Genomic DNA, 22,625 nt, shown 5'->3' on the forward strand with positions numbered 1-22,625 from the left:
TTACCCTCCCAACAAGGCGACAACGCGCGGGCCGTACAAAAGTAGCGCTACCGCCAGCGCCGTCATCGAAATGATCAGCACCGCGCCCGCCGCGAGATCCTTTGCGCGCCCGATGAGCGGGTCACGTTCGAGCGTGATGGCGTCGCACGCGCGCTCGACTGCGCTATTCACCCCTTCGGCGAACCAGACGAGCCCGATGAAGGCGATGACGAACGCCCACTCCCACGTGGCGAAGTCGAAATACCACGCGCCGCCAAGGGCGAGGACGGTCCCGGCGAGATGGAAGCGCGTCGTCGGTTCGCCCTGCCACAGGAATTTGATCCCGCGCAGTGCGTAGGTGAATGCCTTCAATCGCCCCGCCAGCGTGAAGCGAGTGTCGCTCAAGCGCGCGCGCCCCCTTCGGCGCTCACGTCGTTTCGGCGCAGTGCCTTGAGGACGGTCTCGACAATGTCGGGCGCGGTGAGGCCGGCCTGCTCATACTGCTTGTCGGGCGCGTCCTGGTCCTGGAACGTGTCGGGCAGGCGCATGGTGCGGATCTTGACGCCCGTGTCGGTGAGCCCCTCGTCCGAGGCCATGGTGAGGACGTGCGCGCCGAACCCGCCGACCGCGGCTTCCTCGATCGTCACCGCGACCTCGTGAGTCGACAAAAGCTTGCGGATCAGGCCCTCGTCAAGCGGCTTGGCAAAGCGCATGTCGGCGATGGTCACGCTCAGGCCCTTGGCCTCGAGCTGCTCGGCGGCCCGTTTGCATTCCTCGAGCCGCGCGCCGAGGTTGAGGATGGCGACGGTCTTGCCTTCCTTAACGATCCGGCCCTTGCCGATCTCGAGCTTCTCGGGCGTTTCGGGCAGGTCGATGCCGACCCCCGCGCCGCGCGGATAGCGAACCGCGATGGGACCGTCATCGTAGAGCGCCATGGTGTGGACCATGTGGACCAGTTCGGCCTCGTCGGCCGCTGCCATGACGACGAAATTGGGTAGCGTGCAGAGATAAGCGAGGTCAAAGCTGCCCGCGTGAGTGCAGCCGTCCGCGCCCACCAGCCCTGCGCGGTCCATCGCGAAGCGCACCGGCAGATTCTGGATCGCGACATCGTGCACGACCTGGTCGTAGGCGCGCTGTAGGAAGGTCGAATAGATGGCGCAGAAGGGGCGATGGCCCTGCGCCGCGAGGCCGGCGGCGAAGGTCACGCCATGCTGCTCGGCAATGCCGACGTCGAACATGCGGTCGGGATATTTCTCTTCGACCTTGTCGAGGCCCGTGCCCGAGGGCATCGCCGCGGTGATGGCGACGACCTTTTCGTCGCGGTCCATCTCGGCGGTCAGCGCCTTGGCGAAGACACCGGTGTAAGACGGCGGACCGCCCTTCGACTTGAACTGCTCCCCGCTGATGACGTCGAATTTGGCGACGCCGTGATATTTGTCAGCCGATTCCTCGGCGGGCTTGTAGCCCTTGCCCTTCACGGTGACCGCGTGGATCAGCATCGGGCCATGGTCGGCGTCGCGGACATTTTCGAGGATTTCAACCAGCGCACGCACGTCGTGCCCGTCGACTGGTCCGACATAATAGAAGCCCAATTCCTCGAACAGGGTGCCGCCGGTGACCATGCCGCGGGCATATTCTTCCATCCGCTCGGCGGCGCGCTGGATCGGCTCGGGCATGACCGAAGCGATTTTCTTGGCAACCGCGCGGGGCGAAAGATATTTGCTCGACGAGACGAGGCGCGAGAGCGAATTTCGTAAGGATCCGACCGGCGGCGCGATCGACATGTCATTGTCGTTGAGGATGACGATCAGGCGATTGCCCGCCTGCTCGGCATTGTTCATCGCCTCGTAGGCCATGCCCGCGGTCATCGACCCGTCGCCGATCACCGCAATGGCGCGGCCCGGGCGGTCGGCAAGCTTGTTGGCGACGGCAAAGCCGAGGCCTGCGGAGATGCTGGTCGAGGAGTGCGCGGCGCCGAACGGGTCATATTCGCTCTCGGCGCGCTTGGTGAAGCCCGACAGGCCTCCGCCCTGGCGAATGGTGCGGATGCGGTCGCGGCGACCGGTGACAATCTTGTGCGGGTAGCATTGATGCCCGACGTCCCAGATCAGCCGGTCGTTGGGCGTGTCGAATACGTAATGAATCGCGACCGTCAGTTCGACCACGCCAAGCCCGCTGCCCAAGTGCCCGCCCGAGGTCGACACCGCGTCGATCATTTCGGCGCGAAGCTCGTCGGCGAGTTGGGGAAGCTGGTCCTTCGACAGCTTACGAATGTCGGCAGGATACTCGACCGTGTCGAGCAAGGGGGTCTCGGGGCGCAATGTCATAACGCCTCCCTAACGCTCCTGAACGACGGAGTCATTACCTTCTAAGGGTCACAATCGTGCCACGGCGGATTGGGTCATGTTTCGCACGACGGATTATAAAGCTTCCAATCACGATGTTGATTTTCCTTTATGAATCTTGCGCTCACGCGATTGACCGCCGCGCGCAAATTGGTAATCCGGCAATATGATTCAGAAGCGTAACAACGTCGCCGTATCGGGTCATGGTGACCGGCACATGATGTTTGCACATGGGTTCGGGTGCGATCAATCAATGTGGCACGATGTAGCTCGCCGCTTCGAACCCGACTTCAAAGTCGTCCTGTTCGACCATGTGGGCGCTGGTCAGTCCGACCTTTCGGCTTACGACAAAGAGAAATATTCCGACCTGCGCGGCTATGCCGAAGATGTGGTCGAAATCGGACGCGCGATCGGCATTCAGAACGGAGTTTTCGTCGGTCACTCCGTGAGCGCGATGATCGGCGCCTTGGCCGATATCGACGCACCCGGCATGTTTTCGGAATTGATCATGGTCGGCCCGTCGCCGCGCTACATCGATGACGAGAGGTATGTCGGCGGCTTTACGAGTAGCCAGGTCGAAGAGATGCTGGAATTCCTGGAGGAAAATCATCTTGGCTGGTCGGCAGCGATGGCGCCGAACATCATGGGCAATGCCGATCGACCTGAACTCGGTGAACGGCTCACCAACAGTTTTTGCGCGACCGATCCCGACATCGCCCGGGATTTCGCACGAGTGACCTTTTTCTCGGACAATCGCGATGATCTTCCCAAAGTCCGCGCTCGGACGCTGGTGATGCAGTGCAAGGACGATATCATCGCCCCCGAATGCGTCGGCGAGTATGTCGCCAAAACGCTGCCCAATGGGGAATATCGACTGATCGACGCGACAGGACATTGCCCGAACCTGAGCGCCCCTGACAAAGTAACAGAAGCGATCCGTGACTTCCTCTGACCCTTATGACACCGAGGATCTAGCGGATCTCTACGATAACGCGCCTTGCGGTTATATTTCATTGAGCCCCGAAGGCCGGATCGTAAAGGTCAACAAGACCCTGGCCAACTGGATGGCCAAGGATGAGAGCGAGATACTCGGAAAGTCGTTTCGCGACCTGCTCAACTTTGGCGGGAAGATCGCCTTCGAAACGCATCTCGCCCCGCTCCTGCGCCTTCAGGAGAGCGTATATGAAATTGCGCTCGACCTTATCGACAATGAAGGCGAACGCATTCCGGTCATTGCGAACGCGGCCGAACGGCGCGACGAGCAAGGAAATCACAGGTTCACCCGCCTGACCCTGTTCAAAGCGGTCGATCGGCGAACATTCGAAAGAAGCCTGATCGAGGCAAAGACAAAGGCGGAAGCGGAGAGCGAACAGCAAAAACAGGACGCTCGCCTCCGCGAACAATTCATTGCCGTCCTGGGTCACGATCTGCGCAATCCTCTCGCTGCGATCGACGCTGGTATCCACGTGCTTCGCCGTCGCATATCGGGCGATGGAAAAGCCGGGAGCATTCTTGACGAAATGTGCGGCAGTGTTGCGCGGGCTCATCGCCTGATCTCGGACGTCATGGATTTTGCTCGTGGACGACTGGGCGCAGGCCTCGCTCTGTCCTTGGAAGCTGGCTGCGATCTTGAGCCTTTGTTCAAACAGGTTGTCGAAGAAGTCAGGGCGATCCATCCGGACCGAGAAATCGATGTCGCGATAGCCGTTCCGGATCCAGTGACATGTGACCAGCCGCGGCTTGGCCAGCTGGCGTCAAACTTATTGAGCAACGCCGTGACTCATGGCGCGTCCGACCAGCCGGTGACCTTCGAGGCCAAGACGAGCAAAGAGGAACTTGTCGTCAAGGTCAGCAATGGCGGCCCCGCCATTCCGCCGCAAACCGCTGCCCGACTCTTCACCCCTTTCGTCAGGGGAACTGCGGAGAATGATCGGGCGGGGCTCGGTCTTGGTCTTTTCATCGTCAAGGAGATTGCCGACGCTCATGGCGGAACCGTGTCGGTGACGTCCGACGATGAGCTTACCAGTTTTACATTGACCATGCCGCGGTCTCGCGGATCGCGCTCGCTCTCAGCCTAGTCCGCGCAGTCGCCGCATTGGCCGCGGACTTCGATGACCGGGCGGGTGGCCTTGAAGCCCGAGCCTTCGGCCGCCTTGCGCACGCCGCCCGAAAGCTGGTCATCGTCGAGATGCGTCGCCTTCCCGCAATCGTCGCAGATCAGGAAAATGCAGTCGTGCAGGCAGCCCGGATGGTCGTTGGCGACATAGGCGTTGGCGCTTTCGACGCGTCGCGCGAGGTTGGTGCCCACGAACAGGTCGAGAATGCGATAGACGCTGTTGGCCGCGACCTTCTTGCCGCGCGCGTCGGAGACCTTGGCGGCGATGTCATAGGCGCTGGCGGGCTGGGTGAAGGTGGCGAGCGCGTCGAACACGGCGGCGCGCATGTCGGTCCACTGCTCACCGCTCTCTGTCAGCTGCTGCTGCGCGGCCTGTTTAAGATCGTCGCCGCGATGTTCGTGATGATGGTGCTGGGCCATGCGCGAAAGATAGGCTCCTTCGCCCCTCGCGACAAGGACTTGTCGGTCAGTCGCCGGCGATCGCGTTGAGGCGGTGCCCCAGCGCGAGGATGCCCACGCCGACCATGGTCGAGAGAATTTCGCTGCCGTCATGCGGGAGCGTCAGCGCGCCGCCCATGACCCCGAGGCCGAGACCCCCGATCGCGGCGGGCATCATATAGCCATGGTCGTAGGCGCCCTTGGTCAGCGCGACCGCGCCGAGCAACATTGCGATGACCAGCCCGCCCTCGTGGATGGCAGACGCGCCGAGCAGTCCGCCCGCGCTCGCCAGCATCGCGACCAGCACGCTGGTGGCGAGGCAATGGACGAGGCACAGGCCGGACAGGCCGATAGCCATGCGGTCGAGCCGCTGAGTCGGGATGGCTGCAAGGGTCATCTGCGACGCGATATAAGGTAACATTCGAAACGTTACAACATCACATCGGCCATTTTGGCGGCTTTTTCGCGACGATGTGGCCTTTCGACCAGTCTTCACAAAGGCTTGGCCACGCGCCAATAGCCCCGGTCATGAACGACAACGTCTCGATTCTTCCCGAATCCGCCCGTCCGGTCGCCATCGCCCGCTGGCTTTACGGCGTCGCCATCCTCGTCTTCCTGATGGTCGTGGTGGGCGGGATCACGCGACTGACCGAAAGCGGGCTGTCGATCACGCGCTGGGACCTGGTGACCGGCACCCTCCCCCCGCTCAGCCAGGAGGCATGGGAAGCGCAGTTCGATCTCTATCGCCAGACGCCCGAATATATCAAGATTAACGGGCCTGCGGGGATGGACCTGTCGCAATACAAGTTCATCTATTTCTGGGAGTGGTTCCACCGACTGCTCGGTCGTCTCGTCGGGCTCGCCTTCGCGCTGCCGCTCCTGTGGTTCTGGCTCAAGAAGCAAATTCCGCAGGGCTACAAGCCGCGCCTGCTTGCCCTGCTCGCACTGGGCGCAAGCCAGGGCGCGCTGGGCTGGTACATGGTGCAGTCAGGCCTCGTCGATCGCACCGACGTCTCGCACTTCCGCCTGTCGGCGCATCTGCTGACCGCGCTGTTCATCCTCGCCGGGCTGATCTGGACCGCGCTCGACCTCAAGGCGCTCAAGGCGGGGGTTGCGCGCAGCCGCCTCACCCCGCTCTCGATCGAGGTTTCCTTCGTACTCTTCATCCAGCTGCTGCTGGGTGCCTGGGTTGCGGGGCTCGATGCGGGCTATATCGCCAGCGACTGGCCGCTGATGCAGGGCGAGTTCGTGCCCGCGGGCATCGACTACAGCCAGGGCGTCTTCTACGCCTTCACCCACGACCCCTACCTCATCCACTGGTTGCACCGCTGGTGGGCATGGGTCGCGGTTGCCGCGCTCATCCTCCTCGCCCGCGCGGTCAAGCCGGTCGGACGCAAGGCATCAATTGCCATCCACACCGCCTTCGGCATCCAGATCATCCTTGGCATCGCCACGGTGATGACCGGCATGAACATTGTGCTCGCAGTGCTCCACCAGACAGTCGGCGCTTTGCTGGTGGCAAGCGTCGCGTGGGGCGCGCACGTCAACGGGATGCCGCGATGACTCTGGCCAGCGCCTGGATCGTCTGCGCCGACGAAGCCGAAGCGACCGCGATCGCCGAGGCGCTGGTCGCCGAGCGGCTCGCCGCCTGCTGCAACATCCTGCCCCCCGTCAGCAGCGTCTATCGCTGGGACGGCAAGATCGAACGCGCGCGCGAAGTCCCGATCATCGCGAAGACCGACATGGACCGGGCCGACGCGCTGATCGCGCGGGTCAAAGAGCTCCACAGCTACGATGTCCCCGCGATCGCGATCTGGCCGATCAACGCAATTCCCGACGATTATGCCCGCTGGATCGAGGAAAATACGGGTCCAGACCGCATCGCCTGAAGGCGTCTGGTATTAAAATACCCGTCAGCAACCCCGCTGAAATGCTTGACTTATTCGCGCCTCAGCGCCAATAGCGCGCCCAACGGCGCTTCCCTCGGGAGGCGCTATGTTTCGTTTCACACCAAAATCCAATGAAGGATTTGCCATGAAGGCCCTCATGAAGACCACCAAGCCGATGAAACCGGCCGAGGTCGAAAAGAAATGGCATCTGATCGATGCCGAGGGGCTGGTCGTCGGCCGCGTCGCCGTGATCATCGCCAACCTCATCCGCGGCAAGCACAAAGCCAGCTTCACGCCGCACGTCGACAATGGCGACCACGTCGTGGTCATCAACGCCGACAAGGTCCGCTTCACGTCGAACAAGGCGCAGAAGAAGATCTACTACAAGCACACCGGCTATGTCGGCGGCATCAAGGAAACGACGCCCGAGAAGATTCTCGAAGGCAAGTTCCCCGAGCGCGTGCTTGAAAAGGCGGTCAAGAACATGGTTCCCCGCGGCCCGCTCGGCCGTGCGGTCATGAAGAACCTGCACCTCTATAACGGTACCGAGCATCCGCATGCCGGTCAGAACCCCGAAGTTCTCGACGTCGCGTCGATGAACCGCAAGAACAAGGTGGGCGCGTAAACCATGGCTGAGAAGAAGTCCCTCGCCGACCTCGGCGACATGACCAAGGAACAGGAAGCCGAGAAGAAGGCTCCCAAGAAAACCACCAAGGCTGCGGCCAAGGCGGAAACCAAGACCGAAGAAAAGGCTGCGGAAGCCACCGAAGCGCCGGCTGATGACGCCGCCGCCGAAGAAGAAACCGTCGTCGACACGCCGGTCGTCGAAGAAGCGCCCCTGCGCGAACAGGAGCTCGACGAGCATGGCCGCGCTTATGCGACCGGTCGTCGTAAGGACGCCGTTGCGCGCGTCTGGCTGAAGCCGGGCAAGGGCAAGATCACGATCAACGGTCGTGACCAGGCGGTCTATTTCGCCCGTCCGACCCAGCGTCTGGTCATCGGCCAGCCGTTCGGCATCACCGACCGCGTCGGCCAGTACGACGTCGTCGCCACCGTCAAGGGTGGTGGCCTGTCGGGCCAGGCCGGTGCCGTCCTGCACGGGATCGCCCAGGCGCTGACGCGCTACGAACCGGCGCTTCGCACCACCGTGAAGCGCGCCGGCTTCCTCACCCGCGACAGCCGCGTGGTCGAGCGTAAGAAATACGGCCGTGCCAAGGCACGTCGTTCGTTCCAGTTCTCGAAGCGTTAAGCCGAGAGCTTCCGAGCAGAAAAACGGGCTGTCCGACTTTGGTCGGGCGGCCCTTTTTCTTTGCGCGTGCCCGGCTTAAGCTGCGGCTATGAAATAGATCCTCGCCGCCACCGCCATCTCCCTTTTCGCCTGCACCGCGGGGCAAGCCTCTCCACCGGCTTCGGCCGCCGCGACATCGCTACAGCCAGACGTGGTGGGCGACTGGTGGGGAACGCTCGATGCGGGGCAGAAGCTGCGGCTCGTCGCACATATCGAGCGGACGGACGACGGCTATTCGGGCACGCTCGACAGCATCGACCAGGGCGCGATAGGGCTCGCGATGGCGAACATCGAGGTCACCGATACCGCCCTCTCGTTCGACTTGCCGCAGGTGGGTGGCCGCTACGAAGGCGAATGGCAGGAAGGCCGTTGGGTCGGCGCGTGGAAACAGGGCGGCGTGAGCTTGCCGCTGACGCTCGAGCGCGGCGCGCCCGATGTCGAGGCGACGGGACCGGTCGTGCCGGACAGCTGGGACCTGCCCGACGATGACGCGGTCGCGGAGCGCCTCGCGGCCACCGTCGGCGACCAGGACGGTGTCGTCGGCGCGGTCGCCTTGGTCGAGGACGGAGAAGCGCGCTTCATCCTGAGCGACGGTCTCGATGCCGATCGGCGGTTCGAGATCGGCTCGGTGACGAAAGTCTTCACCGCGCTCCTGCTCGCCGACATGGTGCTCGACGGCACGGTCGGGCTGAACGATCCGATCGGCGACCATATCGACGGGATCGACGATGCAGCGGTGGCCGCCATCACGCTGCGCCAGCTGTCCAACCATCATAGTGGGCTGCCGCGCCTGCCCGCCAACCTGATGCCCTTCGCGCAGCTGCCCGACCCCTATGCGAGCTATGACGAGGAGATGCTGCTCCACTGGATCCGCAACGTCGAGCCCGCCCGTGCGCCCGACGAGGCATACGAATATTCCAACGGGGCGGTCGGCCTGCTCGGCTATATTCTCGGCAAGCGGGCGGGGAGCGACTTCAAGACCGCGTTGCTGGAGCGGATCGTGCGCCCGATGGGACTGGCCGACACCGACTTCGAGATCGACGAGCGGAGCGTGGCCGGGCACAATCCGCAGGGGGAAGCCAGTCCGTGGACCTTCCAGACGCTGGCCGCGGCCGGCGCGCTGCGCTCGACCATCGGCGACATGGCACGCTTCGCCTACACGCTCGCCGAACCGGGCGAGACATGGTCGCGGCACGTCGACCTCATCACCGCCGACCCGAAGAGCGTTCAGGGCGGGCTGAACATCGGGCTGGGCGTGCTCACCCCCGATCACCAAGGACGGCGTGCTGTTCCACAATGGCGGGACGGGCGGGTTCAAGAGCTCGATGTGGGCCGATCCCGACACGGATCGCGCGGCGGTCGTGCTGATCAACAACAATACTGCCGATCCGGACCTGCTCGGCTCGTGGCTCATCGCGGACATGGAGCGGCAGCGGTAAGAGCGGCGATGCGCCAAAAACTTGCATGAAGACGCGTTTTCGACCAAGCGCTTGCCGATGTATACGAAAGAGAATGAAATTGACGGCCTCCTCGACGAACTGGAGGCGATTTACGAAACTTCGGTCGCCAATCTCCGCAACGGACTGACCGACTATGCCAATGACGGGACGCGGCCCGGCAAGGAAGCGCGCGACGACGGGCTTTTCGCCTATCCCGAACTGCGCGTCGACTATGATCCCGAAAGCCCCTCGCCGACGCCGGCACGCGCCTTCGCACGGCTGACGACGCCGGGCACCTATGCGACCTCGATCGCGCGGCCCAAGCTGTTCCGCGACTATCTCAAGGAGCAGCTCTGCCACCTGGTCAACGACTATCCGGTCACGGTCAGCGTCGAGAAGTCGCGGGTCGAAATCCCCTACCCCTTCGTCCTCGACGGCGGAGACCTTGACCTCAAGGGCGCGACCACTGCCGAGCTGTCGCGATGGTTCCCCTCTTCCGACCTCGAGCTGATCGGTGACGAGATTGCCGACGGCGTGTGGGACTTCAACCGCCGCACCAGCCGCCCGCTGGCGCTGTTCGACGGTCCGCGCACCGACTTTTCGCTCGCCCGCCTCAAGCATTATACCGGCACGCCGGTCGAGCACTTCCAGCATTATGTGCTGTTCACCAACTATGTCCGCTATGTCGACGAGTTCGTGCGCTTCGCGATCGAGGAATTGCGTAAGCCCGACAGCCGCTTCACCGGCTTTTCGGTACCCGGCGGCTATTACGAACGCGGCCAGCTGGAAAATGCCGAGGCCGAGATTGCGGCCGGCACGTGGCGCCGCCACCAGATGCCCGCCTATCATCTCGTCGCGGCAAACGGCACGGGCATCACCCTGGTCAACATCGGCGTCGGCCCGTCCAACGCGAAGACGATCTGCGACCATATCGCGGTGCTGCGTCCCGAGGCATGGCTGATGATCGGCCATTGCGGCGGCCTACGTCCCTCGCAGACCATCGGCGATTATGTGCTCGCCCACGCTTATCTGCGCGACGACCATGTGCTCGACGACGTGCTCGCCCCCGAAATCCCGATCCCCGCGATCGCCGAGGTGCAAACCGCGATGTTCGACGCCGCGCTCGAGGTGACTGGCGAAGGCGAGGAAGAGCTCAAGAAGCGACTGCGCACCGGCACGGTGGTGACCACCGACGACCGCAACTGGGAGCTTCGCTTCACCCTCTCGGCCTGGCGCTTCGACCAGAGCCGCGCGGTCGGCATCGACATGGAATCGGCGACCATCGCCGCGCAGGGCTATCGCTTCCGCGTGCCTTACGGGACGCTGCTATGCGTGTCGGACAAGCCGCTCCATGGCGAGCTAAAGCTGCCCGGCCAGGCCAACGCATTCTACGAAAAGGCGATCGGGCAGCATCTGCGCACCGGTATCAAGGCGCTCGACATCCTGCGCCACGAAGGTCCCGGCCTCCACAGCCGCAAGCTACGCAGCTTCGACGAACCGCCGCTGCGTTAGTCGTTGGCCGGAGTAAAGTCGCGGATCCGCCCCAGCGGGGGTGGGTCGCGGCCCTCGGCGATATAGGCGATCAGCGCGTCGAGGTCGTTGCCCGCGCCTGTGCGGTCGCGGCCCTGCGTGAACACCGTGTAGCCGTCACCGCCATTGGCGACGAAATTGTTGGTCGTGACGCGATAGTCACGCGCAGGGTCGATCGGCTCACCGTCGAGTGTCATGGAGACGATGCGGTCGCCCGCCGGGCGCGAAAGATCGTAGGCGAAAGTGAAGTTGCCGCTCGGAATCAGATGGTAATGCTCGTCATTGCCCTCGGCATCGACGAATTGCTGCTCGAGCAGCGCTTTAAGTTGCGCGCCGGTGAGCGTCACCGTCATCAGTGTGTTGCCGAAAGGCTGGACCGTAAACAGTGCCGCATAGGATACGCTGCCGTCGCTTCCCGGAACGATCGGCGCGCGCACGCCGCCACCATTGATGAAGGCGAGGTCTGCGTTGCCCCTATCAGGCGCCCGCGTCGCCGCGAGTTGCGCATCGGCGATCAGATTGGCCGCCGGGCTTTCAAGGTCGTCGGGGTCGTCCATCAGCGTTCCGGGCAGCTTTCCGACGATACGGCTGGCGAACGGACGGGCGCCTTCAACGACCCGGTCGACCAACTCGATCATCTCCGGGTCCGGCGCGAATCGCGGCAGGGCGTCGGACGGCACGACGGCATTGCCGCCGCGATCTGTGTAGGGGTCGCCTTGAACGACGATATTGTCAGCCTCCTTGGCAACAAGCCTATCGCCTTCGAACGTCAGCCGGATATCGGTCAGCATGATTCCGTAGCGACCCGCACTCGTCAGAAGGCGCTCGCCTGTCCCGTTCGGCATCGGCAGCGTGCAGTCGTAGCTGAAATGCGTATGGCCCGAGACAACCACCGAGATTGCGGGATCGAGTTTCTCGACGATGGGAAGCACCGAACCGGATAGGCCGACGCATTGGGGATCGTCCCAGCGCTCGATGCCTCGCGCGCCTTCATGGATCAGCAGCACGATCGTATCGGCTCCTTCCGCCTTGAGACGCGGGACGAGCGCATTTGCGACCTCCGCTTCGTCGGCGAAGATTAGGCCGTCGACCAAATTCGGTGCGACAAGGCTTGGTACGTCGGCGAGCGGGAGACCGATCACGCCGATCTGAACCTCGCCGAGATCGTGCACCACTGCGTCAGGAAACAGGTTGGTCCCGTCGGGCAGGAAGACGTTGGCACCCAGATAGGTGAAATCCGCCCCGTCGAAGCTGCCGTCGAGCGCACAGGGGGTAAGGTTTGCAAATTTCTCGCAGCCCCCGTTCTGGATCCTCTTGAGCTCGTCGACGCCCTTGTCGAACTCGTGATTGCCGAGCGCCGAATAATCGAGCCCCATGAGGTCGAGCGCGTCGATCGTTGGCTCGTCGAGGAACAGTGCCGAGGCGATCGGCGTAGCGCCGATGAGGTCGCCCGCCGCAACAGTGATGCTCTTGTCCGTGCGCAGCGCCTTCAGCGCACCCGACAAGTAAGCCACGCCGCCTGCAGGGACGAATTGCACACTTCCGTCGTCCATTGTCACGGGCACTGCCTGTTCCGGCGCCTCCAGACGACCGTGAAGGTCGTTGATCGCGAGCAGCTGTATCTCCGTCGTCGCGGGCGCAGGCGCGACTTCGGCGACCTCGCCTTCGTAGGCGGTGGTGCAGGCGGTGAGCGTCAGGGCGGTGGCGGCAAGCAGCAGGTGGCGCATCTTTTCTCCTTTGATCGGAGCGCTAGCGGCCCCTAGAGACAATGTCATGACCAAAGAAGAGTTGATTGCCCTCGCCCGTTCCGCCGCGCTCAAGGCCTATGCGCCCTATTCGGGCTTTTCGGTCGGCTGCGCGATCGAGAGCGTGGACGGCGAAATCGTCACCGGCGCCAACATGGAAAATGCATGCTACCGCCTCGGCCTGTGTGCCGAGCAGAGCGCGCTAACGACCGCCCAGCACACCTTCGGGGTCGACAAGGTCGCGCGTATCGCGGTTGCGGGCGGCGATGGTTCGGGCAGCGAATTGAAGGGCGAACAGGCGGTCACACCCTGCGGCGGCTGCCGTCAGGCCATCCTCGAAGCCTCGCATCTGTCGGGCAGAAATATCGAGATCTTCGCCGCGTCGGGTGACGGCAAGGCCTGCGAGGTCCTGCGCATCCGCGACATCATCCCCCACGGCTTCGGACCCGAAGCACTACGCGACGCCGAATAGGCTCCACTGCGCCAATTTGGGGCACCCATCCCCAACCGCTTCAATTTTTTCGCCAAATCCGGCATGAGGCGACCAGATCGCCTGGTTTGCGTTCGCGATCCCTTGTCGTCGAATCCGAGGGAGCATCATGGCCGACACGGTAAGCGTGCTGAGTTTTCAGCTCGGCGTCTTTGCGTTTCTCGCGCTGATCTGCGCCGGACTCTACGCCGCGATGCGCAGCGAATCCTCGCTCGCCTGGTTGGTGGGCGCGCTACTCTTCACTTCGACGCTGACCGTCCTGCTCGACCTCCTGCCCACCTCGCGCATGGAAGTGGCGGTTGCGATCGTCGCGATGCCGGCTGCCATCTTCTGCATTGGCGAAGCCGTTCGCCTCGTGCTCGATGCACCGCGCCACAAGCGCTTTTGGAAACTGGTCGCGGGCGCGGCAGGCTTTGCGATGCTGATGCTCTACGCCGGGGCCCCCTATCTCTATATCGCGATCCTGCTCAAGGTCACCCTCGCCGTTGCGCTTCTCGAAATCGTTTTCCTGCTCATTCGTCAGCGCCCGCACCATTTTCTCGACTGGCCATTGATGGCGGTGCTAGTCGCCGCCGCCATGCTATTCGTCGCGCGGGTGCCGCTCTGGCTTGCCGAATTCTCACCCGAGACACCGTACGCCGAATTCCTGCTGGCGCCCTTCGAGACAACCATGCTGCTGTCGTCAGGCCTCCTCATGGCGGCGGTGGTCGTCCTCCTGATGTTTCGCGGGCTCAGCCAGATGGTCATCGACCTGCGCTTCAGCACGTCACGCGATGTCGCCACGGGCCTGCTCAATCGCGAAGCCTTCCGGGAACAAGTCGCGCTCAACCGCGCAGCCGTGGGCTCGGTCGTCTTTTGCGACATCGACAATTTCAAGCAGGTCAATGACAGCCACGGCCACTCGGTCGGCGACCATGCCATCGCCTCGTTCGCCAAAATCCTTTCGCGCAATGTCCCGATTGCCGGGCGCATGGGCGGTGACGAGTTCGCGCTCTATCTCCCGGGCGAAACCGCCGACGAGGCATTCGTGCAGATCGAGCGAATCCGCAATCGCTTCGCCTCTTCGCGGCTAAGAGGCGCGGACCTGCGTTTCACCGCCAGTTTCGGCATCGCCACCTATCGCCGCGGCGAATGCCTCGCCCGCGCGCTCCAGCAGGCCGACGCCGCGCTGTACGAGGCCAAGAAGAAGGGCCGCAACCAGACCCGTATCGGCGATGGCAGCGTCCGGATACCCGCCAACGACACGATGGTCGCCACGGGCTAGGCGAAAATTGCGATCGACTGACGCCCGATTGCGAGCAGCAGTCCATCTTCGCGCCAAAGCTTCATGTCCTGCGTCGTCATCCCGTCGGCCGCATGCTCGGCATTCGCGCGAAGAAGGTGCCAGCCGTCGACATCGTCAGGCTGTTCGACCAGGTCGATGTGCCAGGTGACGCTCGACAAGGGCGCTAGCGTCGGAAAGCGGGTAATGGCTGCCGGCGGCGGCGCATCGGCGAGCGCCAGCAGTGCCGAGACCGGGTTTGCCCCAGGAGCCTCCCTGAAGCGCGCCCAGGTTGCCATCATCGGCTCGCCGCCCGAAACACCCTGCGCCCCGCCGCCCAATCGCATATCGAAATTGGCGGTAAATCCGGGTGCGCGCTCGTTGCCCGTGGCGAATAGAGGAATGGCATCGTCGGGTGTGCTCACCTCTGGAAGTCCGGGTGCGTCGACGCTGACGGCGCTATCCCTGCTTGCGCCAAACACGAAGCTAGCGCGCAGGATCGGTCCCTGATCCCCCACCGCCTCGACCGCGACCATCGTCGTCGATCGTCCGCGCCTGAGCAGGCCGGGAAGAAAGTGGATGGTGCCGCTTGCCGGTCCGACGAAGACACACTGTGCGCTGAGCAGCGGAGGTAGGTCGTCAAAATATCGCCGCGCGGCTTCATGGGCCAAGGCGAGCGTCATACCACCATAGAGGGTGCGCCCCTGCGCCCACTCTGTCGGCGCCTCGATGGTAAAGCGATCGCCGTCGCGGACCAGCGCCTCGAAACTCTCTGCCAATCTTGCCATTTGGCCGGCCTAGCAGAGCAGTTTCAAATCGCTACCGATTACTTCAGCTTGATCTCGCGCAGGCGCTGCTGGAGATATTCGTCGGCGGTGATCGGCGGATATTTGGGTTCTTCGCCCTCCGGCACGCAGCTCGGCAGCGCCTTGATCTCGAAGTCGCTGCGGAAGTGCAGGAAGAAGGGCATCGAATAGCGCGAGGCCGAGGCGCGCTCGGGCGCCGGATTGATCACGCGATGCTGGGTCGAGGGCAGGTAGCCGTTGGTCAGCCGGTCGAGCATGTCACCGATATTGATCGCCAGTTCGCCCGGCCCCGGCTTCACGTCGAGCCATTTGCCTTCGCGGGTGAGAAGCTGGAGGCCGGCCTCTTCGGCGCCCAGCAGCAGCGTGATTGCGTTGATGTCACCATGCGCGCCCGCGCGGATATGCTCGCCCGGCTGCGCGGGGATCGGCGGATAATGGAGCATGCGCATTACCGAATTGCCGTCCTCGATCGCATCAACCAGGAAGCCTTCCTCGATCCCCAGGAAGCGCTCGACGGCGGAAAGCAATTTGGCGCCCGCCTTGTCGAACTCGGCATAAAGCTCCTGAAAGGTCTCCTTGAAGCCCTCGATCTCTTCGGGCCAGACATTGTCGTCCATATGGTCGCGGAAGCGGTGGCCTTCGGGCAGGTCGCGCCCGACATGGTAGAATTCCTTGAGGTCGTAGGCGTTCGCGCCCTTCGCGGTCTCGACCCCGAACGGCGTGTAGCCACGCGCGCCGCCGCCACCCTCGACGTGATATTTCTTTTTCACCTCTTCGGGCAGCGCGAAATATTGCTCGGCCATGGCATAGGCGCGGTCGATCAGGTCCTGCGGAATCCCGTGGTCCTTCACGATGGCAAAACCATATTCGACGAAGCTGTTGCCGAGGTCCTGGGCAAGCTTGTCCATGTTGCCGTCGGCATCGGCGAGCGAAACGGTGGCGACCTTGTCGCTGGTGATCACATCAGTCATGCGCGCGTCCTTAGCCCCACCGCGTGGCGGGTGCAATTGCCAGCTACAGGCTGAGCAGCAGCCCTGCCAGCGCCGCGGACATCAGGTTGGCGAGCGAACCCGCCGCCAAGGCTCGCAGGCCAAGGCGGGCGATGGTCGGGCGCTGGTTGGGCGCGAGGCCGCCGGTCACCGCCATCTGGATCGCGATCGAGGAGAAGTTGGCAAAGCCGCACAGCGCAAAGGTCACGATCGCGACCGTGCGCGGCGCGAGATTTTCCATCGCGCCGAGATCGATGAAGGCGACGAACTCGTTGAGTACGACTTTTGTGCCGAACAGGCCGCCCGCGATATTGGCTTCCTCCCACGGCACGCCGATCAGGTACATGATCGGCTGGAAGATATAGCCGACGACCTGCTGGAAGGTCAGGCCGTCATAGCCGAACCAGCCGCCGATCCCGCCGAGGATGCCGTTGGCGAGCGCGACCAGAGCGACGAAGGCGAGCACCATCGCGGCGACGGCGACGGCCAGCTTCACACCCGTCTGCGCGCCCATCGCGGCGGCCATGATGATGTTGGCGGGCTTTTCTTCATCGCCGTGCGGATCGACTTCGTCGACATCGTCCTCGAGCGCGGCCGGCACCGCCCCCTTGGGTGCCTTGGCGACCGCGGCATCTCCGTCGGTCTCGAGGACTTCGGCCTTGGGATCGGGCATGATGATCTTGGCCATCATGATCCCGCCGGGTGCCGACATGAAGGCGGCGGCGAGCAGATATTCGATGTCGATCCCCATCGCCGCATAGGCTGCGAGGATCGTGCCCGCGACGCCCGCCATGCCCACGCTCATGATCGTGAAGAGCTGGCTTGGCGCGAGGGTCGCGAGGTAGGGCTTCACCACTAGCGGGCTTTCCGACTGGCCGACGAAAATGTTCGCTGCCGAAGCGAGGCTTTCGACCTTGGTAATGCCGGTAATCTTCTGCAGCGCGCCGCCGACCCATTTGATGATCAGCTGCATGATGCCGAGATAGTAGAGAATGCTGATGAGCGCCGCGAAGAACACGATCACGGGCAGCGCGGCGATCACGAACGTGTTGGCGAGCGGGTTGCTCTCGTTCGGGCCGAACAGGAATTGCGTCCCCGCCGCCGAGTAGCCGAGCAGCGCGGAGACGCCATTGGCCATCCATTCGAGCCCCTGCGCGCCCCAGCTGGTCGCCAGCACCAGCGCCGCGATCCCCGCCTGCAGCGCGAAGGCCGCGCCGACGACACGCAGCCGGATCGACTTGCGGTCGGTCGACAGCAGGTAGGCGAGAAGAAGGATGAGGGCGATGCCCGCAAGGCTCATCAGGATTTGCATGAAGTGACGCCCTCCCCCGGCGCGTGTGACTTTACCAGACCATGCCTTCTGAAGCGTTGGCGGCGGCTTCGTCCAGCTTTTTCAATGCTTCGGCCGGATCGGCTGCGAGCATCAGCTGTGTGCGACGCTCTTGCGACAGGAAGCCCTGCCGCACGACCGTATCCATGAAGCCGTCGAGCCCGTCCCAGAAGGCCCCGACATTTAAGAGGCAGAAGGGCTTGGAGTGATAGCCGAGCGCATTCCACGTCCACGCCTCGAACAATTCGTCGAGCGTCCCGATGCCGCCCGGCAGGCAGACGAAGGCGTCGGCGAGCTCGGTCATCTTGGCCTTGCGCTCGTGCATGTTGGCGACCGGATAGAGCTCGGTGCAGCCAGTATGCGCGACTTCAACGTCGACCAGCGCCTGCGGGATCACGCCATAGACCTTGCCGCCGCCCGCCAGCACGCGATCGGCGGTGACGCCCATCAGCCCAAGCTTGCCGCCGCCATAGACGAGGTCGATGCCCTTGCTGACCATCAGGTCGGCGAGCTCTTCGGCGGCCTTGGTATAGGCCGGGTCCGCGCCGGGCTTCGAGCCGCAATAAACAGCGAGCTTCTTGATCGTCACAAGCCGACTTTCTCTTTCAGATTGCCTTCGGGACGCGCGCCATAATGCTGGATGACTTCCGCCGCGGCCAGTGCGCCCTTCTCGAGACAGGTTTTCGCGTCGAGCCCGCGTGCGCGCGCAGCAAGGAAGCCTGCCGCGAACATGTCGCCCGCGCCTGTCGTATCGACGACCTTGTCGACCGGCGCCGCGGGCACTTCGACGCGCTCGCCTTGGCTATCGACCAGCGCGCCATGTTCGCCTCGCGTGATGACGAGCGTCGGCACCATGGGCCGCAGCGACGCGATCGCCGCTTCGAGATCCGCCTCGCCGGTCAGCATGATCGCCTCGTCTTCGTTGCAGAAAAGCAGGTCGACCGATCCACTCTCGATAAAGCGGGTGAAGCGGTCGGCGCGCTCGGTGATGCACACGCTCTCGGACAGGGTGAAGGCGACCTCGCGGCCCGCATTATGCGCGATCTCGACGGCCTTTTTCATCGCCGCGCGCGGCTTGTCGGGCCCGAACAGATAGCCTTCGAGATAAAGGATCGCGCTGTCGCGGATCAGCGTTTCGCTAATTGTCTCGGCAACCAGTTCGTGGCTTGCGCCGGGCGCGGTGTTCATCGTGCGCTGCCCGTCGGGCGTCACGAGGATCAGGCAGCGGCCCGTCGGCGGCCCGCCGATCAACGGCGGCGTATCGAAATACACGCCCAGCGATTTGAGGTCATGCTCGAAGATCATGCCCAGCTGGTCCTCGGCGACCTGCCCGATAAAGGCGGCGCGACCGCCCATCGCGGCAATCCCCGCCATCGAGTTGGCGGCCGAGCCCCCGCTTGTTTCGCGCGCCTGGCCCATCGCGTCGTAAAGCGCGTCGGCGGCCTCGGGGGACAGCAATTGCATCGACCCGCGCGGCAGGCCGTATTCTTCCAGAAAGTCGTCGTCGCAGGCGGCAATCACGTCGACGATCGCATCGCCCATTGCCACAATATCGAACCGCGTGTCCGCCATGATCCCCGTGAAACTGCTGAATCGCCAAGATAAAGTTGCGGCTGCCTAGCCACCCCTCCCCGACCCGTCAATCGAAACCCCTTTTCATTTCGCGGGGAGGCGCTACCCCTTTCGCGCATGATACAGGAAGCCACTGCCGCCACCCCGCTCGAAGCGCTCGATCCCACGCCGCCCTCTCGTCAGGGCATCCCGCGCTCGCTCTTCGCCCTGTCCGTTTTCTATGGCGGCATGGTCTGCATCGCGGGCGTACTCGCCAACAAGCAGGTGGCGCTCGGACCGCTCGCGGTCGAGGCCGGCATTTTCGCCTTCCTCATGCTCGTCGTCACGTCGAGCGCGGTGACCGAACTCTATGGCGCAAAGGCGGGCCGCACGCTGGTCTATCTCGGCTTCGTCCCGTTGCTGGTCAGCTCTGCGCTCACCTATTTCATCCTCGCCCTGCCCGCCTCGCCCGAAATGGAAGCGGAGCGGCTGTCGGCCTACGAACTGCTGCTCTCTTCGACCCCGCGAATCTGGCTGGGCGGGATCATCGCCTACGGCATCTCGACCCTGCTCAACGTGTGGATCTTCGACAAGATGAAGCGCGGTGAAGGCAAGCTCGTGTGGCTGCGCGCGGCGGTCGCCGGCATGATCAGTCAGGCACTCGACACGCTGATTTTCATCTCGATCGCCTTCTACGGCGTCTTCCCGATCATGCAGCTCATGCTCGGCCAGATGCTCGCCAAGGTCGTCCTGTCCGCCATCGCCTTCCCGCCGCTCATCAGCCTGATGATCGCGCTTGCGAAAAGACTCGACGCAAAAGGCGCGATCGAGTGAGCGAGATCGCGTTCAGCGAAGAGAATGGCCGCGGCCGCTGGTCGATATCGTTCGACGATGCCGAGGATGCCGAGATGACCTTCTCGCGCAGCAGCGAGACGCTGGTCATGCTCGACCATACGTTCGTGCCAGAAGAGAAGCGCGGCGAGGATCATGCCAAGGCGTTGGCCGAACGCGCCGTCGCCGACGCGCGCGAGCATGGCTGGAAGATTGTCCCGGTCTGCCCCTTTTTCAAAGCCATCGCCCAGCGCCACGACGACTGGGACGACGTCGTCAAATCCTAGTGATAGACGTCGTTGGCGATCCGCTCGTCCCAGACATCGAAGATCGCCTTGACCTGTGGCCGTTCGCGGTCACGCCAGCCGTTGAGCTGCCGGTCGAAGCGGGCGATGACGGGATGACCGCGCAATAAGGTCAAGGCACTGTCCGATGAGGCGTCGCGCCCGCCGGGGAAGAGGTCCTGCGGAAAGCTCAGATGCCAATCGCCTTCGATCGCCTGTTCGAGGTGGCGGACGGCGCGCGCCCTGTCACGCGCGACCGCATGGATACGGGCGGCTTCGACGTGGGCGAATTCGGGTATGCGACCGTGGCGCTCTGAAGCCCGGGCTTCGGCAATCGCGAGTTCGATCATGCGATCGGCCTCCTCGGCTCGCCCTTCTTCGCGAAGGGCGATGACAAGATAGGGCGCGATGGACACCAATTTGCGCAAGCCGCCATGGTAGCTCGTTGCCAACTTGCCCCGGAAGTCATCGGGACCATTGAAGAATTTGTCGAAGATCGAGAGCAACTCCTCATATCGGCCCTCGTCCGCCATCAGCTTGGCCGTCGTCCGCGACAGGCGCCAGGTCATGAAAAAGTCGATGTCCCAAATTCCCGCACGATCCATTTCCTCGGCCGACGGGAGCTCGCCGGCGAGTATCGTATGGGCCATTGCTCTTCCGGGGCTCGGTATCGCAGGATCCTTCAGCCCGACCGCATTGCGCATCATCCCGAGGCGCGTGAGATTGTAGGATCGCAGCGATCCAGGCTCTTTGGGCAGCGCCTCGAACCGCAGCCTGACCGCCTCCGACAAGTCGCCTTGCCGCTCTGCCATGCGGCTTTGTGCGCGTAGCCTTTCGTTGGGATCCAGATGACCTTCGACATAGTCACGGTCGAACTGATCGGCGAGACTCTCCATGTCAAAAGTCGCTGCATCCGAGGCGATCTCGGTCGTCTCAGCATCCAGCGGCTCGAGCAGCCAGCGTTGGTAGCGGGCTTCCCACACCCCTTCATAGTCCAGCGCAGCGCCGCGTGTCTGGGCAAGTACGTTCAGGATTGACGGGTTCATGGGGTCAAGCTCGGCAGCCCGCTCGACATGCGGCAGCATCGCACCACCGGCCCCCGCGCTACAGGTTCGGCGAAGTGCGCATCGGCAAGATCGGGTGCAAGTTCGCGCGCCCTGCGTGCCAACGCCAGCGCCTCCTTGTCGTAGAACTTCCCGGCCGGACGATCGGGATCGATCGCCAGCAGCTCGGAGATCGTGATCGACAACATAGCCAGGACCGCCCCGTTTTCAGGGTGGCGGGAAGCGAGCTGGCGTAACAGATTTTCCGCGCTCGACAGGCCGTCATACGTCCCCGTGCGCATCCTTCCGATGGCCATCAGGAGACGTGCTTCGTCCTCGCCAGAAAGCGCATTGCGGACCCGAGACGTCTTGCTATCGCCTACGGTCGCGACCGGGATCGTTTCGACGATCGCTTGCGCAAGGTCGCTCTGGAGCAATTCAAGATTGCCGAACGGCCTGCGGATCGTTCGCTCGGACACCACCCTGCCTTCTTCGATCCCGTGCTTGCGCATGCGCGCTTCGACCTGGCCGCCGTCGACATCCAGAGCGAGCTGTATGACGTATCGCTGCGCCAGCCGCTCTCCGATTTCACGCGGGCCCAACCCGAATCGTTCAAGATCGGCGGCGCTTTCGAGCGCCGGGACACGGACCCGTCCGGTGCTGTTGAGATTGGCCGAAAGGGTGCTGCGCAAGCCTGCCGCCAGCGCGTCGTCTTCCGGTGTCGCGGTTTCGACCGGCAGGATCGTCACCGGCGTCGGCGAGATGCTGACCTCACGATCACCGTTCGCGCCGAACCAGCCCGTCATCCAGCCGGCCGTCACGAAAAGGATCAGCAAGGCAATTCCGGCGACAATGAGCGTGCGCGTTCTTCCTTCGGGTCGAACGTTCTCGGACGGTTGGATGTCGAGCTGGTATCCGACCTTGGTCACGGTCTGGACCGAGACGTCGTCGGCACCGACTTCGCGCAGCTTCTTGCGGATCTGGCTGATCACTCGATTGATCGCGTCGTCGCCGACGATGACGCCATCCCAGCATGCCTCGATAAGGTCGTCGCGTGAGAAGATCCTGCCGGGATGGCGCGCGAGAGCGACCAGCACTTGCATGATCTTTGGTTCAAGAATGGCCTCGCCGCGCCCTTCGACCACGATTTTCCGATGTGCAGGGTCGATGCGCACCGAGCCGGCATCGAACGCCGATTCGTGCGCAAGATCGATGGCGGTGATGCCGTCCATCACGCGATGTCGATCGCTTGAGGCATTTTCCGGTGGCCC

General features: G+C 63.5%; 24 protein-coding genes. 12 read left to right on the forward strand and 12 right to left on the reverse strand.

Annotation, left to right across the window (positions count from 1 at the left end):
- Together KTQ36_RS08700 and dxs are read right to left on the reverse strand one after the other, a co-directional pair.
- Entirely contained in the window at positions 1-384 is a 384-nt protein-coding gene (locus KTQ36_RS08700) for a diacylglycerol kinase (protein WP_218633283.1), read from the reverse strand.
- Entirely contained in the window at positions 381-2,306 is a 1,926-nt protein-coding gene (gene dxs / locus KTQ36_RS08705; protein WP_218633284.1) for a 1-deoxy-D-xylulose-5-phosphate synthase, read from the reverse strand. Before dxs ends, KTQ36_RS08700 begins: the two co-directional genes overlap by 4 nt.
- 271 nt (positions 2,307-2,577) lie before the next feature.
- On the opposite strand from dxs, the gene KTQ36_RS08710 reads away from it, so the two are divergent.
- Both KTQ36_RS08710 and KTQ36_RS11510 read left to right on the forward strand, forming a co-directional pair.
- On the forward strand, positions 2,578-3,276 hold the full coding sequence (locus KTQ36_RS08710) for an alpha/beta fold hydrolase (protein ID WP_255554469.1): 699 nt from the start codon (positions 2,578-2,580) through the stop codon (positions 3,274-3,276).
- Positions 3,263-4,402: a PAS domain-containing sensor histidine kinase gene (locus tag KTQ36_RS11510; RefSeq protein WP_345777693.1), complete on the forward strand. Its 1,140-nt coding sequence runs from the start codon at positions 3,263-3,265 to the stop codon at positions 4,400-4,402. Before KTQ36_RS08710 ends, KTQ36_RS11510 begins: the two co-directional genes overlap by 14 nt.
- On the opposite strand, the gene KTQ36_RS08720 is transcribed toward KTQ36_RS11510, so the two are convergent.
- Together KTQ36_RS08720 and KTQ36_RS08725 are read right to left on the reverse strand one after the other, a co-directional pair.
- Complete coding sequence (locus KTQ36_RS08720; protein WP_218633285.1) at positions 4,399-4,860, reverse strand: Fur family transcriptional regulator; 462 nt, start codon at positions 4,858-4,860, stop codon at positions 4,399-4,401. The genes KTQ36_RS11510 and KTQ36_RS08720 overlap by 4 nt on opposite strands.
- Before the next feature lie 46 nt (positions 4,861-4,906).
- Complete coding sequence (locus tag KTQ36_RS08725; RefSeq protein ID WP_218633286.1) at positions 4,907-5,275, reverse strand: MerC domain-containing protein; 369 nt, start codon at positions 5,273-5,275, stop codon at positions 4,907-4,909.
- Positions 5,276-5,406: 131 nt separating this feature from the next.
- Between KTQ36_RS08725 and KTQ36_RS08730 the strand changes: the two genes are divergently transcribed.
- The 6 genes from KTQ36_RS08730 to KTQ36_RS08755 all read left to right on the forward strand — a co-directional run bounded on the left by KTQ36_RS08730 (position 5,407) and on the right by KTQ36_RS08755 (position 11,006).
- Positions 5,407-6,441: a COX15/CtaA family protein gene (locus KTQ36_RS08730; protein ID WP_218633287.1), complete on the forward strand. Its 1,035-nt coding sequence runs from the start codon at positions 5,407-5,409 to the stop codon at positions 6,439-6,441.
- A complete protein-coding gene (gene cutA, locus KTQ36_RS08735; protein ID WP_218633288.1) occupies positions 6,438-6,767 on the forward strand; it encodes a divalent-cation tolerance protein CutA in 330 nt (109 codons plus the stop codon). The genes KTQ36_RS08730 and cutA overlap by 4 nt, the downstream gene beginning before the upstream one ends.
- A 145-nt stretch (positions 6,768-6,912) precedes the next feature.
- Positions 6,913-7,392, forward strand: a complete 480-nt coding sequence (gene rplM, locus KTQ36_RS08740; protein WP_218633289.1) for a 50S ribosomal protein L13 — start codon at positions 6,913-6,915, stop codon at positions 7,390-7,392.
- A gap of 3 nt (positions 7,393-7,395) precedes the next feature.
- Positions 7,396-8,016, forward strand: a complete 621-nt coding sequence (gene rpsI / locus KTQ36_RS08745; RefSeq protein ID WP_255554470.1) for a 30S ribosomal protein S9 — start codon at positions 7,396-7,398, stop codon at positions 8,014-8,016.
- 193 nt (positions 8,017-8,209) lie between these two features.
- Positions 8,210-9,523 (forward strand): serine hydrolase domain-containing protein, encoded by a 1,314-nt coding sequence (locus KTQ36_RS08750; protein ID WP_218633290.1) that lies wholly within the window; start codon positions 8,210-8,212, stop codon positions 9,521-9,523.
- Between the two features lie 28 nt (positions 9,524-9,551).
- Positions 9,552-11,006 carry an AMP nucleosidase gene (locus KTQ36_RS08755; protein WP_218633291.1) on the forward strand — a complete coding sequence of 485 codons (1,455 nt, stop codon included), beginning with the start codon at positions 9,552-9,554 and terminating at the stop codon, positions 11,004-11,006.
- Here the strand turns inward: KTQ36_RS08755 and KTQ36_RS08760 are convergent.
- Positions 11,003-12,751: a bifunctional metallophosphatase/5'-nucleotidase gene (locus KTQ36_RS08760; RefSeq protein ID WP_218633292.1), complete on the reverse strand. Its 1,749-nt coding sequence runs from the start codon at positions 12,749-12,751 to the stop codon at positions 11,003-11,005. The genes KTQ36_RS08755 and KTQ36_RS08760 overlap by 4 nt on opposite strands.
- Positions 12,752-12,797: 46 nt before the next feature.
- On the opposite strand from KTQ36_RS08760, the gene KTQ36_RS08765 reads away from it, so the two are divergent.
- Both KTQ36_RS08765 and KTQ36_RS08770 read left to right on the forward strand, forming a co-directional pair.
- Positions 12,798-13,241, forward strand: coding sequence for a cytidine deaminase (locus KTQ36_RS08765; RefSeq protein ID WP_218633293.1), 444 nt, complete (start codon positions 12,798-12,800; stop codon positions 13,239-13,241).
- 127 nt (positions 13,242-13,368) lie between these two features.
- The gene (locus tag KTQ36_RS08770; RefSeq protein WP_218633294.1) at positions 13,369-14,523 is read left to right on the forward strand and encodes a GGDEF domain-containing protein; all 1,155 of its coding nucleotides are present in this window, start codon (positions 13,369-13,371) and stop codon (positions 14,521-14,523) included.
- On the opposite strand, the gene KTQ36_RS08775 is transcribed toward KTQ36_RS08770, so the two are convergent.
- Genes KTQ36_RS08775 through KTQ36_RS08795 form a run of 5 tightly spaced genes read right to left on the reverse strand, consistent with a single transcriptional unit; the run spans position 14,520 to position 19,217 of the window.
- Positions 14,520-15,308 carry a thioesterase family protein gene (locus tag KTQ36_RS08775; RefSeq protein WP_218633295.1) on the reverse strand — a complete coding sequence of 263 codons (789 nt, stop codon included), beginning with the start codon at positions 15,306-15,308 and terminating at the stop codon, positions 14,520-14,522. The genes KTQ36_RS08770 and KTQ36_RS08775 overlap by 4 nt on opposite strands.
- Before the next feature lie 38 nt (positions 15,309-15,346).
- Entirely contained in the window at positions 15,347-16,297 is a 951-nt protein-coding gene (locus KTQ36_RS08780) for an isopenicillin N synthase family dioxygenase (RefSeq protein WP_218633296.1), read from the reverse strand.
- Between the two features lie 43 nt (positions 16,298-16,340).
- Positions 16,341-17,627: a NupC/NupG family nucleoside CNT transporter gene (locus KTQ36_RS08785; RefSeq protein ID WP_218633297.1), complete on the reverse strand. Its 1,287-nt coding sequence runs from the start codon at positions 17,625-17,627 to the stop codon at positions 16,341-16,343.
- 31 nt (positions 17,628-17,658) lie between these two features.
- On the reverse strand, positions 17,659-18,228 hold the full coding sequence (locus KTQ36_RS08790) for an LOG family protein (protein WP_218633895.1): 570 nt from the start codon (positions 18,226-18,228) through the stop codon (positions 17,659-17,661).
- 2 nt (positions 18,229-18,230) lie between these two features.
- A complete protein-coding gene (locus KTQ36_RS08795) occupies positions 18,231-19,217 on the reverse strand; it encodes an adenosine kinase (RefSeq protein ID WP_218633298.1) in 987 nt (328 codons plus the stop codon).
- Positions 19,218-19,334: 117 nt separating this feature from the next.
- Between KTQ36_RS08795 and KTQ36_RS08800 the strand changes: the two genes are divergently transcribed.
- Both KTQ36_RS08800 and KTQ36_RS08805 read left to right on the forward strand, forming a co-directional pair.
- On the forward strand, positions 19,335-20,030 hold the full coding sequence (locus KTQ36_RS08800; RefSeq protein WP_218633299.1) for a queuosine precursor transporter: 696 nt from the start codon (positions 19,335-19,337) through the stop codon (positions 20,028-20,030).
- Complete coding sequence (locus tag KTQ36_RS08805) at positions 20,027-20,314, forward strand: GNAT family N-acetyltransferase (protein WP_345777695.1); 288 nt, start codon at positions 20,027-20,029, stop codon at positions 20,312-20,314. The genes KTQ36_RS08800 and KTQ36_RS08805 overlap by 4 nt, the downstream gene beginning before the upstream one ends.
- On the opposite strand, the gene KTQ36_RS08810 is transcribed toward KTQ36_RS08805, so the two are convergent.
- Both KTQ36_RS08810 and KTQ36_RS08815 read right to left on the reverse strand, forming a co-directional pair.
- Positions 20,311-21,357, reverse strand: a complete 1,047-nt coding sequence (locus KTQ36_RS08810) for a tetratricopeptide repeat protein (protein ID WP_218633300.1) — start codon at positions 21,355-21,357, stop codon at positions 20,311-20,313. The two genes, KTQ36_RS08805 and KTQ36_RS08810, sit on opposite strands and share 4 nt — an antisense overlap.
- Complete coding sequence (locus KTQ36_RS08815) at positions 21,354-22,586, reverse strand: winged helix-turn-helix domain-containing protein (RefSeq protein ID WP_218633301.1); 1,233 nt, start codon at positions 22,584-22,586, stop codon at positions 21,354-21,356. The genes KTQ36_RS08810 and KTQ36_RS08815 overlap by 4 nt, the downstream gene beginning before the upstream one ends.
- Positions 22,587-22,625 lie beyond the last annotated feature (39 nt).

The organism is Sphingomicrobium clamense, from assembly GCF_019264355.1.
Lineage (GTDB): Bacteria > Pseudomonadota > Alphaproteobacteria > Sphingomonadales > Sphingomonadaceae > Sphingomicrobium > Sphingomicrobium clamense.

What these genes read in the sequence shown, in the direction of transcription:
- cutA (WP_218633288.1), top strand. Translation starts at nt 6,438, where the DNA reads ATGACTCTGGCCAGCGCCTGGATCGTCTGCGCCGACGAAGCCGAAGCG.
- KTQ36_RS08815 (WP_218633301.1), bottom strand. Translation starts at nt 22,586, where the DNA reads ATGGACGGCATCACCGCCATCGATCTTGCGCACGAATCGGCGTTCGAT.
- KTQ36_RS08775 (WP_218633295.1), bottom strand. Translation starts at nt 15,308, where the DNA reads ATGGCAAGATTGGCAGAGAGTTTCGAGGCGCTGGTCCGCGACGGCGAT.
- KTQ36_RS08710 (WP_255554469.1), top strand. Translation starts at nt 2,578, where the DNA reads ATGTGGCACGATGTAGCTCGCCGCTTCGAACCCGACTTCAAAGTCGTC.
- KTQ36_RS08755 (WP_218633291.1), top strand. Translation starts at nt 9,552, where the DNA reads ATGTATACGAAAGAGAATGAAATTGACGGCCTCCTCGACGAACTGGAG.
- KTQ36_RS08730 (WP_218633287.1), top strand. Translation starts at nt 5,407, where the DNA reads ATGAACGACAACGTCTCGATTCTTCCCGAATCCGCCCGTCCGGTCGCC.
- KTQ36_RS08720 (WP_218633285.1), bottom strand. Translation starts at nt 4,860, where the DNA reads ATGGCCCAGCACCATCATCACGAACATCGCGGCGACGATCTTAAACAG.
- dxs (WP_218633284.1), bottom strand. Translation starts at nt 2,306, where the DNA reads ATGACATTGCGCCCCGAGACCCCCTTGCTCGACACGGTCGAGTATCCT.
- KTQ36_RS08765 (WP_218633293.1), top strand. Translation starts at nt 12,798, where the DNA reads ATGACCAAAGAAGAGTTGATTGCCCTCGCCCGTTCCGCCGCGCTCAAG.
- KTQ36_RS08800 (WP_218633299.1), top strand. Translation starts at nt 19,335, where the DNA reads ATGATACAGGAAGCCACTGCCGCCACCCCGCTCGAAGCGCTCGATCCC.
- rpsI (WP_255554470.1), top strand. Translation starts at nt 7,396, where the DNA reads ATGGCTGAGAAGAAGTCCCTCGCCGACCTCGGCGACATGACCAAGGAA.
- KTQ36_RS08795 (WP_218633298.1), bottom strand. Translation starts at nt 19,217, where the DNA reads ATGGCGGACACGCGGTTCGATATTGTGGCAATGGGCGATGCGATCGTC.
- KTQ36_RS08725 (WP_218633286.1), bottom strand. Translation starts at nt 5,275, where the DNA reads ATGACCCTTGCAGCCATCCCGACTCAGCGGCTCGACCGCATGGCTATC.
- KTQ36_RS08785 (WP_218633297.1), bottom strand. Translation starts at nt 17,627, where the DNA reads ATGCAAATCCTGATGAGCCTTGCGGGCATCGCCCTCATCCTTCTTCTC.
- KTQ36_RS08770 (WP_218633294.1), top strand. Translation starts at nt 13,369, where the DNA reads ATGGCCGACACGGTAAGCGTGCTGAGTTTTCAGCTCGGCGTCTTTGCG.
- rplM (WP_218633289.1), top strand. Translation starts at nt 6,913, where the DNA reads ATGAAGGCCCTCATGAAGACCACCAAGCCGATGAAACCGGCCGAGGTC.
- KTQ36_RS08760 (WP_218633292.1), bottom strand. Translation starts at nt 12,751, where the DNA reads ATGCGCCACCTGCTGCTTGCCGCCACCGCCCTGACGCTCACCGCCTGC.
- KTQ36_RS08810 (WP_218633300.1), bottom strand. Translation starts at nt 21,357, where the DNA reads ATGAACCCGTCAATCCTGAACGTACTTGCCCAGACACGCGGCGCTGCG.
- KTQ36_RS08780 (WP_218633296.1), bottom strand. Translation starts at nt 16,297, where the DNA reads ATGACTGATGTGATCACCAGCGACAAGGTCGCCACCGTTTCGCTCGCC.